Consider the following 18,316-nt stretch of genomic DNA (forward strand, 5'->3'; position numbering starts at 1 on the left):
TAGAGGTGTCGTACGAACGTTGATTGCCCCGGCCCTACACAGAGAACCATGGCCGAATTTCCAGACGAACGACACCTCGTCCTATTCGAGTGGTAGTTTTTCACCCGGTTAATTAACACACATATTCATTCGGAAATTCGGGGATACTATCTCTCCACCAGCCGTATTCGTACGAGAGGGATGATCGAGCCCATCTATAGTTCTGCGACGTCGGAACCGAAATCTGATGATGTAGACATCGACGCAATACTCGAGCGGATCGAGGCGTGCGTTAAGGACATCAGTCTCGGATTCAAGCGATGGGACGATCCCTACGCTCGTGGACCCGGGCTCTATTTCGTCGTCGAAGGTGATTCCATGGCCGAATTCGCGGCTCCGATGGGGTCGAACCGCTGGCCGGTCGAGGACTGTGGGACTGTCTTTGCTGAGACCGACACATTTCTTGAGGCGACACAAAGAGTCGCACTTTCCCATGATGGTGCAATCGTCGTTCACAGCGACGGCACGATCGAGGAGGGAATGGTCCGGATCGATCAGCGTTCTCCAACCGAATGCCGACGAACAGACGATCTTCCCTACGCCGAGTGGATGGGGACCCGCCACATGAGTGCGCTGGAAACCTCGACCCGCGAAGAAGTGGTCGCGGCGATCACACTCAGCGAAGAAGACGGACGTGTAACCGTTTTTACTGACGGCACATTCGATGATTCCCTAGCGACGTCCCTGGTGATTGATTGACCAACGGGGGGTAAAGACACGCATGGTTGTTGAGTCGGATTTGCTACTTCCGTTTCTTGCCGGGCTAACACTCGTTTTGTCCGTTGCACATACGCTTGGAATCGTCGCTGATCGACTCGGGTTTGCACCGGTCGTTGGTGAACTCCTCACCGGGTTGGTGCTTGGCCCCTCGGTTCTCGGGTTCGTTGCTCCTGCGGTCACGGCTATCGTCGTCCCTGTGCCCGATCGACTGGCAGCCATCTCGTCGCTCGGGCTCATTCTCCTCCTCGTACTGGCTGGAACGGAAGTTGACGTTCAGACGGTGCGCCGCAATGCCCGACCGACGATAGCGCTCGCTACCGGAGCCTCCGTCGTGCCGTTCCTTCTGGGGTTCGCGCTGGGATGGGCGCTCCCCCCGAGGTTTCTCGTCACTCCCGGCCAGCGACTGCCGTTCGCACTGTTCTTGGCGACGGCGCTGAGCATCTCGGCGGTCCCCGTCGCCGTCCGTGTGCTGATCGACCTCGACGCGATGGACCGAACAGTGGGCCAACTCACCCTCACCGTCGCTGTCGTTATCGATGCAGCGGGGTGGATTGCGCTCACGATAGTTTCTGACATCGCTCGTGAGGGACAAATAGAGCCGTTTGCGGTCGGTCGAACGCTCGTCGTCCTCGGTGTATTCGTCGGAGGTGCCGTTGTTCTCGGGCCGCGAATCGTCGATACACTCTTCGATGTCACCGAATACGTTCGATCGCCGGTGTTGACCGGATTTTCGATCGTCATCGTCGTCGGGTTTGCGATGGCCGGGGGGTCGCTCGCACTTGGATTGGAAGCCGTTCTCGGCGCGTTCCTCGCAGGCGTTCTCGTGAGAAATCGACTCAACGCGGAGACCAACCGAGTATTTCAGATGGTGGCGCTCGGACTGTTCGCACCCATCTTCTTTGCGACGGCAGGGTTACGGGTTGACTTGAGCGGACTGTTCACGCTGGATACGCTTCTGGTCGCAGGCGTCACACTCGCCGTTGCAGTGCTGGGAAAGGCACTTGGCGTGATACTCGGAGCGAGATTAACCGACCTCTCCCGAGCAGAAACCGTCTGCCTTGCCATCGGGCTCAACGCTCGCGGCGCAATGGAACTCGTCGTGGCGGCCCTGGGCTTGGCAATTGGAATCCTCACGCCCACCATCTATGCCGTCATCGTGCTCGTCGCCATCGTCACGTCCGTCATGACGCCGCCACTGCTCCGGCGTGCGCTCGTGCACCTTCCATACGACGAACCCGCAGGGGCGGCGTGATATTTCAACGACAGATATCTCAGCTATGTCCGGTCGTCCCGGATGCAAACATTGAGATGCGTTCACTCACTCCAGGACTGTATGCCAGTACGGGAGCACAAGTCCCAGCACGACCACGTGGATTCGCTCCCGTTGGTCTCGAAGTCCGCGACAGTCTCGGAGGTGTCGGCGATGGATCGGCGTCGACGAGACGAGGTTCGAGCGCGGCTTCTCGACCTCGGCGCTAGATACGGGTTCGACGAGTCGGTCCCCGAGCGGGGAGCGATCGACTGGGACACCGTCTTCGAGCGAGCGACCCACTCCAATCGGAAACTGGCGCCACGAATCGGCGCCCTGCGGGATCGATTCAAGCGGGACCATCCCGCACTGGTGCGGATCGTCCTCGAGACCGATGAACCGGTCGGACACGCCGCGGGCCAGTACGTCTCGATCCGGTATGGGAGCCGAACCCGGGCGTACTCCATCGCAAGTTCGCCCAATCGTGACGAGACCGAACTGTGCGTCCGTCGGGTGCCGGACGGCCGGCTCTCGCGGCGTCTCTGTGGCGACCTCTCGGTCGGGGACGAGGTAACCATCCGGGGGCCCAACGGCCACCTTCTCCTAGAGGACGTCTCGCGCCGTGACGCGGTGTTTCTCGCAACCGGCACGGGCGTCGCGCCGATGAAGAGCATGATCGACTACACGTTCGAGGAGGAGCGCGACGAGTACCGGGGCGACGATCGGGACGTGTGGCTGTTCCTCGGTGCGGCATGGGAGGACGACCTGCCGTATCACGAGGCGTTTCTGGACCGCGCTCAGACCCACGACAACTTCCATTACGTACCCTGCCTCTCCCGGGAACCGTGGCTGTCGGATTGGGACGGCGAGACGGAATACATCCAGGACGCGCTGCTGAAATACGTCGACGAACGGTCGCTCGAAGATGCCACGTTCGGGCGTCACATGGCCGAACTGCTCGACGACCGACCCGAAACCGACATCGGCGCGCGACTGGATCCACACGCGATGGAGGTGTACGCCTGCGGGATTAACGCGATGGTGTACAGTCTGGAGACGGCAGTCCGACGGCTCGGCGTCCCACCCCGGCACGTCCACTGCGAGGGCTACGGGTAACCTTCGCTGCACAGAGGGCCGGGAGAGAGCGCCTGGCTACTGCGTCGCCTCGACGTCCGTCTCGGGAAGCGACGACCCGTCGGTCGTCCTCGGTGTTCTCTCGTACCGGATTGCTCAGTGACCGGCGGCGACGCCGAGGACCACGACGTGGTAGACGACGACGGCGATGAACACCACGTAGAGAAGCCCGGCAACGAGGAACGGGGTTGGACGCATTCGATTCGTGGATATGAACTGGGTCCGAAGCAAGACCATCGCACCACCAATAAGCGCGAGAACCGCTGACAGCGTGTTCAGGAATCCAATCGTCCCCCACGAGACACCGAGGTCCCAAGAGGTAAACAGGATACCGAGCGTGACAGGGAGCGTTCCCTGGAACACCATCGCGCCCGTGATATTCCCAATTGCGAGGGTATCTTTACCCTCACCGATCCAGATGACTGAATTGAATTTCTCGGGGAGTTCAGTGGCCAGCGGTGCTAACAGGAGGGCAATCAGCGCTGCGGGAACGTCCAGCACCTCCGTCGAGAAGAACTCAACCTCGGTCACAAACAGATGGGCACCAGCGATGATCACGAGCAGCGCACACACGGTCTGCGTGACTACCATCCACAGGGGTGGTTCGTCGATGGGGACGATGGCCGATCCGAACGCCGGGAACGGTCGCTGGCCTTCGGTTAGTAACCCCCTGAGGTGTAGCCGATCGAGTTCTTCCCCGACGATACGCTGGCCGGCTGCGAGTGTTTGCTTGACGTACACGGCATACAGGGCGACGAGCCCGAGGGCAATACCGATACGGAGCCCGCGAGATGGAACGAACGCGGCCACCACTGCGAACGTGTATCCGACGAGGAAAAACGAGAGGTCACGTCGGAGGGCTGGCACGTCGGCCTCGAATATCTGGCCGGCGTCGCGACGGCTGCCGAAATACAGCACGCTCGCGCCGACCAAGGTCATCGCGATCGTCGCAAGCATAAACGGCGCGCCAAGGATGGCCCCGACGCCGATCGCGTCGGCAGCGGCCTGATCCCCCCGACCGAGGAGGACCGAAACGATGGCAATCACGGGGATCATCGTCTCGGGTAACGCCGTCCCGACTGCGGCCAGGATGCTTCCGGTCGCGCTCTCGCTCACGCCGAGGTGATATCCGAACCACTCGACCGAATTCGTGAAGATCTCCGCGCCACCGAGGAGTAATGCAAACGCGCCGAGAAGCAGTCCGAGATTCAGCAGTGGAATCGAGAAAACTTCTACTGTTTGGAACATGGTGGTGTGTTCAATTCAAGTGTCGTTCTGTTCGTAGGCATCGAACCAGCCAGTGACGGTCTGCTCGAGCGCCCCGGTCGTACTCCCGAGGTTCAGCATCTGGTAGCCGTTCGTCGCTTTTTCGTTGACATCATCCATCCCGAATCCGAGTCCTGCGATGGGGACACCCGCATCGACGGCCTTCGATCGAACCGTCTCGACGGCTTCCTGCACCATCGGATGATCTATCTCACCGGGGTGACCGAGCGACACCGAGAGGTCGAACGGGCCGATGAAGACGAATCCCAGGTCCGGGACGGCTAGGATGTCGTCCAGGTTCTCGATGGACGCCTCGGTCTCGATGGTCACACCGACGAGGGTTTCTCTGTCTTCGGTCGCAATGTAATCGTCAGCGAGGCCCCAGCGAGACGCCCGTGGCGAGGCCAGTCCTCGATCACCGGGACCATCGTCGTAACGGAACCGTGCGGATCGAACCGCATCGCGGACTTCGTCGGCGGTTTCCACGCGGGGGAGGAACACGTTTCTCACACCGAGGTCCAGCGCTTTCCGGACGAGCGTTAGATCCGTATCGGGAAGTCGGAGAAGTACTTCCACCTCCGTCCGTTCGGCTGCGCGGAGGAGGTCTTCCAACTGACGTGCATCCGACGGGTTCGGTCCACCGTGTTCGAGATCCACCCAGACGAAATCGACGCCGAGCTCACCGTAGAACTCCACGAGCGTCGGGCTGTACGTATTGTCGAGGACGCCGAGAGCGATACCGCCGTCCTTCAGGGTTGCGGCGAGGTCGTTGGCTGGCTGTGAAGCTCTCTTTTCGTTACTCATCGCAAGCGGAGCATTCGGGGCACTCGTATAAAAACTCCAACAGTTTTCATCGCATACGCGATTGTGATTAATCGAGAGAAAGGTGGTAGTCGGACGACCGCTGAGTGGGTACGCCTCACGTCCACCGAGGGTCCGTCGTGGAATCGCGATCGGTACAACCCATCGTCGTCGTCGGATTTGTTGTCGGTGAATGCAGAGCCCTCAACGGATATGGAATACTGGTTTGACAATCCGACGCTGAGTCACCTAGCGTTCGACATCGCATCACCGACCGGCTCGGCCGTCTGATTCAGTTTCTGATGAACTCGATTGATCGTCCGGTTCGTCGGTGAGGTTGAGACCAGCCATGAGACGAGCCGTGATGAACACGTGCAGAGGCTTCTGACGTAGTTGGTCAACAGGCACTCACTCTCTGTGGCTACGACGCATTCTTCAGAACGAAACGTCGGCTTCGTCCGTGGGCCCCACCGCTGCTACGGAGGGGTTCGTGCCACGGTCATCGTAGAATTTGCGCCCGATATACTCGTCGCTCACGTTACCGATGATGGTCGTGTACAACTCGTCGGCCGAGGTATACCTCTCTTGACCGACGTGACCGAGTATCGTCGAAATCGTCTCGGTTTCCTGTGCGTCCGGGGCCTCGAGTTCGATGTCTCCAATCTGCTCGATGACCGAGCCGTGATCGATCGGAAAGCTGAATTCGTCTTCGAGGGATGCGATTACGGTAGGTATCTTCATCAGATACCCGGATACCCGTTCCCCACCAACATAAAGTGACAATAATTTACAAACCGAGTCGTTTTTTGATTAACTGAGATACAGTACTTGACACACCGTTGGCGGTGACACGTTCGCCCTTGGACCGCTCAAGCACGGTGTACCCGGTGAACGAGGGGACGTTCTCCTCGGCCTTCGTTAACACTGATACGGTTATCCGCCGAGCCACCACCCGTAGAGCCGTTCCTGCTCGTCAGTGTCGGGATGCTTCTTCGAGTCGCCGTAGGTCTTCCCCTTGAGCAGCTGGCGTTCAACTGCGTTCGCGAACCGATTGCGCCAGGTGCGTGAGAGAACCGATTCATCCGGGATGCGTTCGATACCGAACACCTCTACGAGTTCTGCGTACTGTGTCAGGCTTCGATAGCTCTGACCCGTGATTTCTCGGTAAAGGAACAGTCGAAGCATTCCATGGAACGGATATGGTGCCGGATGCCACTCGGGGTAGCCGTCCTCAAGCGTTTCGAACGGGCCCTCTAGAGCGGTGAGTGTGTTCGTGAGGACTGACCCACCGCGGAGTTGCCGGTGGAGTTTAATGCCAACACTGTACGCGTCAGTGAGACGAAGCGACCGATTTGCCATACGGTGAACTTGAGACGCTCACGCAATCTGATTTATATCCGTTTGACAGTGGCGAAGTGACAGACTATCCCGAATTCACTATCTTGTAATACGAATACTATTTCAAACCTTATATATAGGAAACGAGTTCACGGAGTCCACCGTATCCAGCCGTGTATACGCAAAGTTGACATCTGGAGTTCTGTGAAATTATTCTCAAATACACCGTCTACAGCCTCTGACGTAACGTAAGATATCCCTGAAATCCAGCACTGTATTCCGATCCTACAGAGCAGTTTTCTCTTAATACGAAGTTGGTGGTAGATTCTACACGCACCGATACGACGCAAGAGCTCCCCCCGGCGGATTGGGATAACTGATTACTTCGACATATGTCAATACTGACTCATCACAATTGGCACTGACCCACCAAGTTATTTTGCTCTCTTCTTGGTAAATCACAACGATGACTGCAAAGTTCTGAGGGAATTCCTCGATCAAGCTCTGATTTTCATCGCCAGGTTTGAGTTTGTAACGCCCATGGAAGTGGGCAGACTGAGGGAGTTCGATTGACGTCCACGCATAATTCTCACCAGGGGAATATGATCTCAGGCCTTGTCCTATTTGATAATTGCCGGTAAGCCCATCGTTTCGTCTATTGGTTAAATTCGCTGGGACTTCTACCACCGATACTTCATACGAATGAGTCACGTTGGCTGAATTATTGACGATTACTTTTACCGGATCCTCTTGTCCAGATGGTGCTGTTGTGCACCCTGCAAGCACCAGTAACAGCCCCAGACATAGAAGTGTGATTAGTCTCACGAATCGCTAATTTCGTTATTATCTATAGTTCTCACTTCTCAAAACGATAACCCTCTTAGGGAAGTGGTGGAAAAAGTGGCTCTGTTGAAATCCTATCCTTCCGACATATTATCCTGCTGAAACAGCCGGTCGATAGAGACTGCGAACTGCTCAATTTCGTCACCGGTCCATTGTCCACCGTCGGTGACGAGTCGACATTCGGGCTGAAGTGCGACATGGTTATCCCTGTCTGGAGAGAAGGTAAGGGAATGACGCCCTCTATTTCCACTACTGAGCGACAGCCGATCGGCAAGGTGATGCTCTATTGCCCTGAGTGTAGTCACGAAAGTCGCATTAATGACGACTGGCTCATCCGCGTCCTCGCTGATTCTCAGACCTACGAGTGTCCGAATTGTGGAGCAATGATACCCGCTCATATCAAAAAGAATTGACCAAGCGGAGAGGTGAATCGCTTCATAGGGAGTAGCGTAAGCCCTCTTACTTCCAAATGTGACGGAACCCTGATGTATTGAAATCAGTATTCAAGATTGAGCAGCTGAAACAGCCGTTCAGTATGACTGCTGTATTGACCGTTTAGAGTGATCCATCTACGCTATGAATGAGACAGGAGATAGTGAGTTCACGGAACTGTTTCCACCAGCGGCGTGAGCGGACGAGCGCGCCGTACTTCCGCTTGAGTGTTGAGTTGACGGTCTCAGATTGACTCCGTTGGGCGTGGAGATCAGCGTCTAAGCGTGCGTTCTATGCCTTGTGGAGCGATGTGAACTCACGGTGCTTGATCAGTGGGTAAATCTCGTGTTGACGGGCAAGCCGTCTGGTTTTCTGATCGTCGTAGCCTTTGTCACCGAGCAGGATGTCAATGGTCTCGGGGTTGCGCTTGATCAAGGACGGAGCAATCTGGCTATCGTGTTTTCGTGTCGTCGTCACGTGTAAATCGATGATTGCGTTCACCCTCGTATCGATCAATAGTGTCGCTTTGAGTTGCTGAATCCTCAGTTTCGCTCGTTTCGTGTAGTGTTTCGAGGCGTGACTCCGCTCGAGGCCTGAGGCATCGATGCTAACAATACCGTTCGTCGGCAGCTGGGTTACTGAGAGAGTGAGAAGCACGCGCCAGATAGCCATCTCTAGGCGGTCGAACATTTTGCATAAAGCACACTGGCGAGGGAGAGAGATGCGTCCGTTCGGGAAGGACTCCAGAAAGCAACCACGACTGGCCGCTCCAGCCCATCTGCTCTTCGATCTCGATCCATCCCTGGCTCAGTACGACGTACCAGAAGTGAACCAGTCCGTGCAGTACGAGGAAGACGGCTACCGCGATTTGAATCATAGGGTACAGCCTCCTCGGTACGCACCGACTTTCCCGAAACGTTCGTGTACGGCTAGACTCACATGCGGGCACCTCGCTCCGAACTGACCTGCGAAGTTGGTTGCTCCGCGAGCCGTTCCGCCCGCTCTTGTAGTCCCCGCAGCATACCGTAGGTCATCAAGAACGTGACCGGGTCGAGCACCGATCGAGCGCCGATACGAACCGCGGGGTTCGCTGGCAGACGATTCCGAGAGCGGACGAGCAGTCGCGTCGCTCGGTCGTCGAGCGGTTCGAGGACGAACGACCAGACCCACCACGCCGGCTCGTCGGGCGTTCGGAGGACCAGCGCCCACTCCGGATTGAGCTTGACCACCTCCAGCGTCGCGTCCGGGAACCGATCAGCCTGACCGAGACGGTTGGTGTCGCCCACAGCAAGGTCTTGCCACTCTGGAACGATGCAGTCGGCGCTGTGGATGTCGAGGACGACGAGGTTCTCCGCCCACTCGTAGCTGTAGAACCGGTCCCGTTCTTGACCGAGTTGGCGCAGCCACGGCCAAATGGCGTTGGACGGGACGTCGATAGTGATCGCCATCGTCGACGCTGCATCTGCGTCCGGTAGCAGGTCATCGCCGGGAAGTGACCGTTCGACCTTTGCCGCTGTTGCTCCCCAGTTCAGTCCGCTGGTTCCACCAGGTGGTCACTGTCTGCGTTCGAACCTGCTCTGGACTCACTCCGACTGGTCTCTCCTAGTTTCGGTTGGCTCAGTATCCCGGATGCGAACTGAATCACCCTCCCCTCGCTTGGTGAGTTCCCGCTGCGGGAAGGGAATCTTGATACCTTCTCGGTTGAACGCAGATTTGACGCTGTGGATGACGGCCTGGACCGACAGCCACTTTCGCTGTGGCGTCGGATTGTCTATCCAGAACCGGAGTTCGAGTACGACGGCTGAATCATCGAATCGAACCGGAAACACCTGCGGGGCTGGCTGGCTCATTATCTCGTTGAGGTCCGCGATCGCCTCCAGCGCGATCGCCCCCGCACGCTCGGGGTCCACGTCGTAATCGATCCCGATTTCGACACGCTGTCGTAGTTTCCCTTCCACACTTCGGTTGATGATCGTTCGATTTCCGACGGCTTCGTTCGGGAGGACGACGTGCTCACCGTCGAGATTACGGAGCCGGACGTGATTGACCGTGATTTCAGTAATAAAGCCTTCGTGCTCCCCGATTCTGACCCAGTGGCCGACGTCGAACGGCCGTGAGAGCATCAGGACGAACCCCGCGAGAATCGACGCGAGCGTGCTTTGGAACGCTAAGCCGAGAATAATCCCGAGGACGCCAGCACCCAACAGGAGATTGCTCAGCTGAAACCCCCAGAGTGAGAACGTTCCAAACACCGCGAGGGTGTAGAGTACGATCTGGCCGACGTAGAAGCTGACACGACGCTGGTGGGCCGATGTCACTCGGATTCTAGAGCGGGTTCCGTCCAGAAGCAATCCTTTGAGAAGCCGTGTGCCAGTGTACGCGGCGACGAAGAGGACGACCGAGAGGAGTACACGGACACCAGTATCGACACCGACCTGGACGAAGCCCGCGATTTCCAGCGCGTCAGTCGTTGCGTCCCACCTGTCCAACAGGACGAAGGCGACGACGGAAGCCAGTACAAGAAGCAGTCCCGCTCGCACGATTTCGGCGGTCTCGGTTCGAACGTAGGACTGAAGATACGTTCCAAGATACCAAATCACTCCTCCGATGACAACTGCTCCGGCGATGATCGTCAGGGCCTCGTCAAACGAAGGGCTGGACTGGAGCGGGACTTGAAGGGGTAGAATACAACACGAAGTTCCTCGCATGAGACGTTGAGAGACGAGCTACTTTGATAAAGAACGGGCGATGTCGTGTTCCGCAGGTAACTGTTAAGAATCCAACTCCGTTGAAGCACTCAGAGAACTACAGATTCCACCGAGAGCGCACCCGTTGCAGGCCCTGCGACTCGATGAAGACAGATGACTTGTCGCGCAGTACTGGTAAGGCGTTATTCTGTAACGCCACCCAGACTCGTCATGGGAGTGGCACCGGCAACAATCGCGCCGGTGGCCAGCACTGCAGCTGAAAGGATAACGAAGGGTGACGCGGACGCATAACCTGTGCCCGCTACGCTTTCACAGCGCCAGCCGCCCAACAATTTCCTTCCGAAGAGCGTACAGGGAAAACTCAGCCCACGCGATGAGTGGACTACGCCTGTCCCAGCCTATGACTCGTCTGTCACCTCGGTGAGTGCCGCGTCGAAATGTGCCTGGGTGAGGACAATATCCTCGACGGCCGTCGGTTCGTCGCCGGACTGGGAGCGAACGTGTTCGCGAACGGCGGCGGTAGCCGCGCCGCGACACAGCGCGGCCACATCCGCCCCCACGAGACCGTCCATGTCGGCAGCTAGCTGGTCCAGGTCCACGTCGTCTGCCAGCGGTCGCTTGCGGGTGTGAATCGTCAGAATCTCGCGCCGAGTCGCCTCGTCGGGTACCCCGACCGCTATCTTGCGCTCGATGCGGCCCGCTCGCGTCAGCGCATCGTCGATGAGGTCTGGCCGGTTCGTGGCGGCGACCACGACCACGTCTTCGAGTTCCTCTAACCCATCGAGTTCGGTCAACAGCTGCGAGACGACGCGTTCGCCGACCTGATTGTCCCCGCCACCGCTTCCGCGCTTGCTTGCGATGGCATCGATTTCGTCGAAGAATATCACGGTGGGCGCGTTCGAGCGCGCCTTCTCGAATATCTCCCGGACGCCTTTCTCACTCTCACCGACGTACTTATCGAACAGTTCGGGGCCCTTCACCGAAATGAAGTTCGACTGTGCCTCGTTCGCGACTGCCTTGGCGAGCAGGGTCTTGCCGGTGCCGGGCGGTCCGTGCAGCAGAATCCCCTTCGTCGACTGGAGGTCGACTTGTTTGTAGGCGTCGGGGTAGGCGAGCGGCCATTCGATGGCTTCCTGCAGTCGCTCTTTGGTCTCGGCGAGGCCACCGACATCGTCCCATGTCACGTCGGGCTTCTCGACGAACACCTCTCGGAGCGCGCTCGGGTCAATCTCCCGAAGCGCCGAACGGAAATCCCCTTCAGTGACTTCGAGCGTCTCGAGCGTTTCGGCGCTTATCTCGTCGCCTTCGAGGTCTAAGTCCGGGCGGACGCGCCGGAGTGCGTTCATCGCCGACTCCCGGACCAAGCTTTCGAGGTCCGCGCCGACGAAGCCGTGCGTGTTATCGGCGTACGTGTCGAGGTCGACGTCCTCTGCGATGGGCATCTCGCGGGTGTGAATCTGGAGAACTTCCTTCCGTCCCTGTGTGTCGGGCGCGCCGATCTCGATTTCGCGGTCGAATCGCCCGCCGCGCCGGAGGGCGTTGTCAATGGAGTCGACGCGGTTCGTCGTCCCGATGACCGTCACCTGGCCGCGCTCTTCGAGGCCGTCCATCAGCGAGAGCAGTTGGGCGACTACCCGGCGCTCTACCTCGCCCTGGGTGTCGTCGCGCTTCGGAGCGATGGAGTCGATCTCGTCGATGAAGATAATCGCGGGCTCGTTCTCGGCGGCCTCTTCGAACACCTCACGGAGCCGCTCCTCGCTCTCGCCGTGGTATTTCGACATGATCTCCGGCCCGCTGATAGTCGAGAAGTTGGCGTCTATCTCGTTGGCGACCGCCTTCGCTATCAGCGTCTTCCCAGTCCCCGGCGGGCCGTGAAGCAAGACGCCCTGGGGCGGCTCGATACCGAGCGCCTGGAACAGTTCGGGGTGTGTCATCGGCAACTCTATCATCTCCCGCACTTGGTCGAGCTCGTCGTCCAGCCCACCGACGTCTTCGTACGTGACGCCCGGTAGCTCGGCAGCCGAACTCTCGACGTCGCCCGCCGCGTCGACGGCCTCGGTAGATCGGTCGACGACCTCGACGTCGGTCGACCCCGTGACGACGACGGTTCCCTCGGGGTCGGTACCGACGACGCGTATCGGAATCCGGCGGTTCGAGCGCCCCATCGCCGCGCCGAGTCCGAGCGAGAGCGGGATGGTCTGGCCCTCCTGTACGGCCCGGTTGGCGAGCTTCTCGCGGAGATACGAGGAGAGGTTCCCTCGAATCTGGAGACCCTCGGGGAGCGCAATCGACAGCGTCGCCGCTGGTTCCACGTCGGCGGCCCCGACCGAGACGAGTCGGTCGAGGCGTGCGCCGATAGCCTTCCGCGTCTGCCCGTCGATACCGAGGACCCCACGCTGTCGCTCGTCGGTCTGTCCCGGTCGGACACGGACGACTGCAGTGCCGCCGTCGCCGTCGATGCGGACGAACTCACCGCTTTCGATGCCGAGTTCCGACATCGCCTCGCGGTCTATCGCTGCGATACCCTTGCCTGCACTCTGCCTGTCGAGCGGCTTCACAATCAATTTCATCAGTAGTCACCGTCCAGGCTGCACTCGAAAGGAATGACGCGGCTATCCACGTCGTCGAGACAGATACAGAACTGGAACTACACAGACTACTGTTCCGCGACGGAAATATCTGTGCGTCTACATTCCTGACAGGCGCCGAGCCACCAGCCGTACAGCTGCTCCCGGGCGTCCGGATTTGGATGCTTCTTCGAATGGCCGTAGATTTTGGCCTTGAGGAGTTGTCGCACGATAGCGTTGGCCGCCAGACGGGGGGCGTGTGTCGCGCCGTAACCCTACCCGTCTGCCATGAAGTAGCCTCGGTCGGTGACGAGACGGATGCAGGCCAGCACCACCGGAACACCCCGTGACTGCTCCCTGTGTTCGTGCAGTTCGACACTCGTCTTGATAATGGTCATGTCGCCGTACTTCGAGGTGACTCTCCTGTAGTCAGGTGAGCGCTCGATGACGCCCGTCTTCGTGATGATACCGACTGGCTCACCGGTCGGGTCGGCCGTGACGATGAGCGAGGATATCTCCCGCTCGAACATCGTCTCGAGGACATCAGGTTCCGTACCGGCAGATCGAGCATTCGGTCGGAATCGCCCTCGCGAACCTCAAACTCCAAGGTTGGCTCGCGTTTGAGGGTGGGATAGTTCACTCCACGGAGAGGGAGAATTGCGTCTGCTTCTCTGTGACAAATTTAAACGTATCTTTGCCCATTATCTAGACAAATAGGTCTTGAAGTGCCATAGAAAATTATCTTTTGAGTTATAAGATGTTTACTATACTCGGACATATCAATATAGAAACTAAAATGGGCAAAATGGAGACAAAATTGGCAATACAAATGTCAGATAGTACTCTATCGACCCGGGCAGCACGCTTATTATCCTGCCCTGGGAACCAAAAATTGAATGTCAGACACTGACATGGAGTACACGTACCTCGGAGACACGGGTCTGGAAGTCTCGCGCCTTTGTCTCGGCTGTATGAACTTCGGCAGCGGGAACCGACCGGGCTACGAGTGGGATTGGACGACCGACGACGAGGAAAAAAGTCTTGAGGTGATTGAGCGGGCGATTGACCTCGGGATCAACTTCTTCGACACGGCAAACATGTACTCGACAGGAGAAAGCGAGGAGATACTTGGAAAGGCACTGGAGGGACGCCGGGATGAGTTCGTCGTCGCAACCAAGGTGTACAATCAGATGGCTCAGCGCCCAAACGGGATGGGGCTATCGCGCAAGCACATTATGGAGCAGATCGACGCCAGTCTGGAGCGCCTCGGAACCGACTATGTCGACCTGTACCAAATTCATCGCTGGGACGAGCACACACCGATAGAGGAGACGCTGCGGACGCTGGACACCCTCGTCGATCAGGGTAAGGTCCGGTACGTCGGCGCGAGTTCGATGACAGGCTGGCGGTTCATGAAGGCCCTCAAAACGAGCGACGTGGAGCACTACGAGCGGTTCGTCTCGATGCAGCCCGAGTACAGCCTCGTCAACCGCCACGAGGAAGCCAACGTCCTCCCGGTCTGTGCCGATCAGGACATCGGAGTCGTCCCGTGGTCGCCTCTCGCCCGGGGCTTCCTCGCTGGGAAGTACGAACGTGATGCGACGATCGACGCCGACTCCAAGCGGTTCACCGAGGACCGGCGACCCGAGGACCGTTTCTCCGACGACGCGTGGGAGACGCTCAACCGTGTGCGAGAAATCGCGGCCGAGAAGGACGCGACGCCCGCGCAGGTCAGTCTCGCGTGGCTGCTGCACAAAGACGTGGTCGACGCCCCGATTATCGGACCGCGCAAACTCGATCACCTGGAGGACAACGTCGGGGCGCTCACCGTGTCGCTCACCGACAACGAGGTATCGCACCTCGAAGCGCCGATCGATCCGACGTGGTCGCCCGAGGACCTTTAATGGACAACGACCGGACCGAGCCGATTCGCTGGGCCGTGATCGGCTGTGGTGATGTCGTCGAGCGAAAGAGCGGCCCGGCGTTCCAGGATTCGGAACGGAGCCACGTCCGAGCGGTCGTCTCGACCGACGGCACATCGGCCGAGGCCTACGCGTCGGCGACGGGCGTCCCGATCGCCACAGACGACGCCGAGCGGGTCATCACGGACCCGGATGTCGACGCAGTGTACATCGCAACGCCACCGGACACGCACGAGGGGTACACGCGGGTCGCCGCCGAGGCGGGCAAGCCCGTGCTCGTAGAGAAACCGATGGGGCGCAGCGTGACCGAAGCGGGGACCATGATTGAGCACTGCGACCGCCACAGTGTCGAATTGTTCGTCGCGTACTACCGTCGGTTCCACCCGCACGTCGAGAAGATTCGGGAACTGCTGACTGCCGGTGCGATTGGGGAACCATGCCGGGCCGTCGTCGACTACGGCCACGCGACGCCAGCCGAACCCGGATGGCGCGAACGTCCGGCCGTCAGCGGCGGTGGGTGGTTCGTCGATGCGGCGTCCCATCGTGTGGATCTCCTCTGTTATTTGCTCGGAGCGCCGACGGAAGCGACCGGTTCAGTCCGGTATGCCAGTGGAGAGACCCCCACGGAGGAAATCGTCTCGCTGACGGTGGTGATCGATGGGACGGTCTGTACGGTGACCAGCGACTTCGTCACCGGTACGTCGTCGGACGCGTTCCGGCTCTTTGGGACCGAGGGCCACATCGTGGCCGAAACACTGGACGACGGGACGCTCGTCTACGAGACGGCTGACCACACCGGCCGCCTCGATTTCGAACCACCCGAGATCACTCACGAGGGGCTGTTGACTCACGTCGAAGGCGCCCTCCTCGACGGTGAGACGAACCGCACGTCAGGGCGCGACGCCCTTCGGACAGAAGCGATCCTCGACACCTGCGTCCGGAGCGGATACGCCGATGCTATCCCGACGACGGTTCAACACGACGGACTGGCCAACGTCGAGTGATAGGCATCAGTCGTCGATTAAGACGTTTCTCTCAGTCGTAGTGGAACTCTGTCCACGGCCCCTCGACGAAGGGGTAGTCTTCGATCACATCGAGGTCCACGTCGATCCCGAGACCCGGTTCGTCCGAGAGCGTGAGCTGCCCGTCCTTGATCGCGGGCGTGTCAGCGAGGATGTCGAACGCGAGGTCGAACGGGTACATGCCCGGGTCGGGATCGCCACTGAGTGCAGCGTCGAGGACCGGATCCCCCTCGAATACCGGGTATTCGAGCAGCGAAACCTCGGGCGCGGCGGCGACGAGGTGCGCGTTCGCCAGCAGCCCGAACCACGTCCCGAAGTTGTGGGGTACGAACTCGACCGGACGCCCACGACAGTACTCGACGGCGTCGAGACAGCCGGTGAAGCCCTCGTGGTGGCGCACATCGCCTTGGAGGAAATCGACCGCGTTCGTTCGCGCCAGATCGAGCAGTCCCTCTGGCGTCGGCTCGCTCTCTCCGCCCGCCAGGGGGGCGCCAGACGCAGCCAGATCGATGTACCCCTCGTAGTCGTCGGGTTCGACGGGTTCCTCAATCCAGTACGCGCCACGGTCTGCGGCGTGTGTGACGAGTTCAGTTACCGTCTCGAAGCCGTAGGCCTCCTCGAGTTTCCACCACGTGTGCACGTCGAGCATGATCTCCATCTCGTCGGTTGCCTCGATCAATCGCTCTACGGTCTCCCTGTCGCCAGCGGGCCCAATTCCGGGGCGGTACTTATAACCGAAAAATCCCAGTTCCTCCAGCGTCCTCGCCTGTTCGACGTACCCCGACGGCTCCATGTACATCCCCGCACTGGCGTACAGGGGCATCTCGGTGTTCGGAGAGGTGTCGAACCGCTCGGCCAAGAGTTCGTACACTGGCGCGCCGACCTCCTTCCCGCGTATGTCGTGAAGCGCCACGTCAATCGCCGAGATAGCCTCCGTCTGCAGGCGGGGCGGTAGATCCGTCTCTATGATCGCCGCGTGCGCTTCGGTGATGTCCTGGATCGAGGACCCGATCAGCGCTTCGGCGACCGTCTCGGTCATCACGTCGGCGAACGTGCCTTGGGAATCGCCCTCGAAGTACTCGCGCATCGCGGAACTGCTGGCACCGGCCGTTGCAAAGCCCCGATATCCCGCAGCAGTCTCGACAACAACGAGGACCACGTCACGTTTCAAGAGCCGCCGCGTCCCACCGTGGAACGGTCGCTCCTGGACAGGTTCTATCGGCGAGGATAGCGCGTATCCACGCACCGCTGTAACGTCCATACGGGTTCCACATCGTGGACTGACTTAAATATCTGCATCAGGTGTGTGCCCGCCGTGGCGTTCTTATTCCGGACGACACCTCTCCCTACCTCAGGGAGGTCCTGTCTCAACAACTCTTGCTTAGGTCTCAAAAACGAGTCTGTCACCGTCGACAGTCAGCGTCAACTAGGGGAGACAACAGAAGTGAGAAGCAGGTCTCAAGAGAACTTCGTGTTGACTTCGATCACGTTGGCTGCGCGCTGGACGGACTCTGAGAGTTCGTCGTGTAGGACATCGTCGGTGAACCGACTGGACGGCCCGGTGACGCTGATCGCGCCAAGGACCGTGTCGTCGTTCTTGACTGGGGCCGCGACACAGCGGAGGCCAGCGAAGTTCTCCTCGTCGTCGATGCCGTACCCGCGTTCGTGGATCATTTCGAGGTCCTCACGGAGTTCGCCCGGACTCGTGATCGTCTTGTGAGTCTTGGCCGCAAACGTCGTCGCTTCGATGACTTCGTCAATACGGTCCTCGGGGAGGAACGCCAGAATCGTCTTGCCCAGCGACGTAGAGTACATCGGCTGCTGGGTACCGACGCGTGAGGCCGTCTCGACAGCCTGAGTCCCAGTTGCCTTGTGAAGGTACATGACTTTTCCGTGCTCCTCGATGCCGAACTGGGCGATTTCGCCAGTCTCCTCGGCGAGTGTCTCGACCTCGTCGCGGATCACGTCGTAGTTCCCTACCTGCTCACGCACCTGCGTCGCCATGTCGAGCATCCGGAGGCTCAGCCGGTACTTACCGTCGTCTTGGACCAACACCTCCTGGGCTTCAAGCGTTCGGAGGTGGCTGTGGATTGTGCTCTTGGAGTGGTTCAGTTCCGTCGCAAGTTCCGTCACGCCGACTCTACCCCGCTCCTGCAGCACGTCGATGATACTGAAAGCTATCTCTACTGACCGGATCGTCCGACCGCCGCGTTCGTTCGATGGTGTTGTCATGTCACACACTGGAACTCAGCACCTAATAAGTCGTTCGGCTCTG

Annotated in this window: 14 protein-coding genes and 3 pseudogenes; 6 read left to right on the top strand and 11 right to left on the bottom strand. The window is 59.2% G+C overall.

Going from position 1 to position 18,316, the window contains the following annotated elements; translation table 11 throughout:
• The first annotated feature begins 180 nt into the window (after positions 1-180).
• From NJQ44_RS19025 to NJQ44_RS19035, 3 genes are all read left to right on the top strand, one after another.
• Entirely contained in the window at positions 181-738 is a 558-nt protein-coding gene (locus NJQ44_RS19025; RefSeq protein WP_254274479.1) for a diadenylate cyclase, read from the top strand.
• A gap of 22 nt (positions 739-760) precedes the next feature.
• Entirely contained in the window at positions 761-2,011 is a 1,251-nt protein-coding gene (locus NJQ44_RS19030; protein WP_254274480.1) for a cation:proton antiporter, read from the top strand.
• A gap of 81 nt (positions 2,012-2,092) precedes the next feature.
• The gene (locus tag NJQ44_RS19035) at positions 2,093-3,124 is read left to right on the top strand and encodes an FAD-binding oxidoreductase (RefSeq protein WP_254274481.1); all 1,032 of its coding nucleotides are present in this window, start codon (positions 2,093-2,095) and stop codon (positions 3,122-3,124) included.
• 114 nt (positions 3,125-3,238) lie between these two features.
• Here NJQ44_RS19035 and NJQ44_RS19040 read toward each other — a convergent pair whose 3' ends face one another.
• The 4 genes and pseudogenes from NJQ44_RS19040 to NJQ44_RS19610 form a co-directional block, all read right to left on the bottom strand.
• Positions 3,239-4,390, bottom strand: coding sequence for a sodium:calcium antiporter (locus NJQ44_RS19040; protein WP_254274482.1), 1,152 nt, complete (start codon positions 4,388-4,390; stop codon positions 3,239-3,241).
• A 15-nt stretch (positions 4,391-4,405) separates the two neighbouring features.
• Positions 4,406-5,212 (bottom strand): HpcH/HpaI aldolase family protein, encoded by an 807-nt coding sequence (locus NJQ44_RS19045; protein ID WP_254274483.1) that lies wholly within the window; start codon positions 5,210-5,212, stop codon positions 4,406-4,408.
• Positions 5,213-5,644: 432 nt separating this feature from the next.
• Complete coding sequence (locus tag NJQ44_RS19050) at positions 5,645-5,950, bottom strand: DUF5789 family protein (RefSeq protein ID WP_254274484.1); 306 nt, start codon at positions 5,948-5,950, stop codon at positions 5,645-5,647.
• 192 nt (positions 5,951-6,142) lie between these two features.
• Positions 6,143-6,253, bottom strand: a pseudogene (locus NJQ44_RS19610) (CBS domain-containing protein); the annotation flags it as partial.
• Positions 6,254-7,668: 1,415 nt separating this feature from the next.
• Between NJQ44_RS19610 and NJQ44_RS19640 the strand changes: the two are divergent.
• Positions 7,669-7,803, top strand: coding sequence for a DUF8106 domain-containing protein (locus tag NJQ44_RS19640; protein WP_489146194.1), 135 nt, complete (start codon positions 7,669-7,671; stop codon positions 7,801-7,803).
• A 142-nt stretch (positions 7,804-7,945) separates the two neighbouring features.
• Here NJQ44_RS19640 and NJQ44_RS19060 read toward each other — a convergent pair.
• The 5 genes and pseudogenes from NJQ44_RS19060 to NJQ44_RS19080 form a co-directional block, all read right to left on the bottom strand.
• A pseudogene (locus tag NJQ44_RS19060) lies at positions 7,946-8,530 on the bottom strand (IS5 family transposase); the annotation flags it as partial.
• Positions 8,531-8,757: 227 nt separating this feature from the next.
• Complete coding sequence (locus NJQ44_RS19065; RefSeq protein ID WP_254274486.1) at positions 8,758-9,270, bottom strand: hypothetical protein; 513 nt, start codon at positions 9,268-9,270, stop codon at positions 8,758-8,760.
• Between the two features lie 135 nt (positions 9,271-9,405).
• A complete protein-coding gene (locus NJQ44_RS19070) occupies positions 9,406-10,530 on the bottom strand; it encodes a mechanosensitive ion channel family protein (protein ID WP_254274487.1) in 1,125 nt (374 codons plus the stop codon).
• A gap of 398 nt (positions 10,531-10,928) precedes the next feature.
• The gene (locus NJQ44_RS19075; RefSeq protein ID WP_254274488.1) at positions 10,929-13,100 is read right to left on the bottom strand and encodes a CDC48 family AAA ATPase; all 2,172 of its coding nucleotides are present in this window, start codon (positions 13,098-13,100) and stop codon (positions 10,929-10,931) included.
• Between the two features lie 86 nt (positions 13,101-13,186).
• A pseudogene (locus NJQ44_RS19080) lies at positions 13,187-13,698 on the bottom strand (CBS domain-containing protein); the annotation flags it as partial.
• Positions 13,699-14,008: 310 nt separating this feature from the next.
• On the opposite strand from NJQ44_RS19080, the gene NJQ44_RS19085 reads away from it, so the two are divergent.
• Together NJQ44_RS19085 and NJQ44_RS19090 are read left to right on the top strand one after the other, a co-directional pair.
• Positions 14,009-15,001 (top strand): aldo/keto reductase, encoded by a 993-nt coding sequence (locus NJQ44_RS19085; protein ID WP_254274673.1) that lies wholly within the window; start codon positions 14,009-14,011, stop codon positions 14,999-15,001.
• Complete coding sequence (locus NJQ44_RS19090; RefSeq protein ID WP_254274489.1) at positions 15,001-16,023, top strand: Gfo/Idh/MocA family protein; 1,023 nt, start codon at positions 15,001-15,003, stop codon at positions 16,021-16,023. Before NJQ44_RS19085 ends, NJQ44_RS19090 begins: the two co-directional genes overlap by 1 nt.
• A 31-nt stretch (positions 16,024-16,054) precedes the next feature.
• On the opposite strand, the gene NJQ44_RS19095 is transcribed toward NJQ44_RS19090, so the two are convergent.
• On the bottom strand, positions 16,055-17,302 hold the full coding sequence (locus tag NJQ44_RS19095; protein ID WP_254274490.1) for a mandelate racemase/muconate lactonizing enzyme family protein: 1,248 nt from the start codon (positions 17,300-17,302) through the stop codon (positions 16,055-16,057).
• A 197-nt stretch (positions 17,303-17,499) separates the two neighbouring features.
• Complete coding sequence (locus NJQ44_RS19100; protein WP_254274491.1) at positions 17,500-18,273, bottom strand: IclR family transcriptional regulator; 774 nt, start codon at positions 18,271-18,273, stop codon at positions 17,500-17,502.
• Between the last annotated feature and the right edge of the window lie 43 nt (positions 18,274-18,316).

Origin of the sequence: Haloarcula marina, assembly GCF_024218775.1 — an archaeon.
GTDB classification, from domain to species: domain Archaea; phylum Halobacteriota; class Halobacteria; order Halobacteriales; family Haloarculaceae; genus Haloarcula; species Haloarcula marina.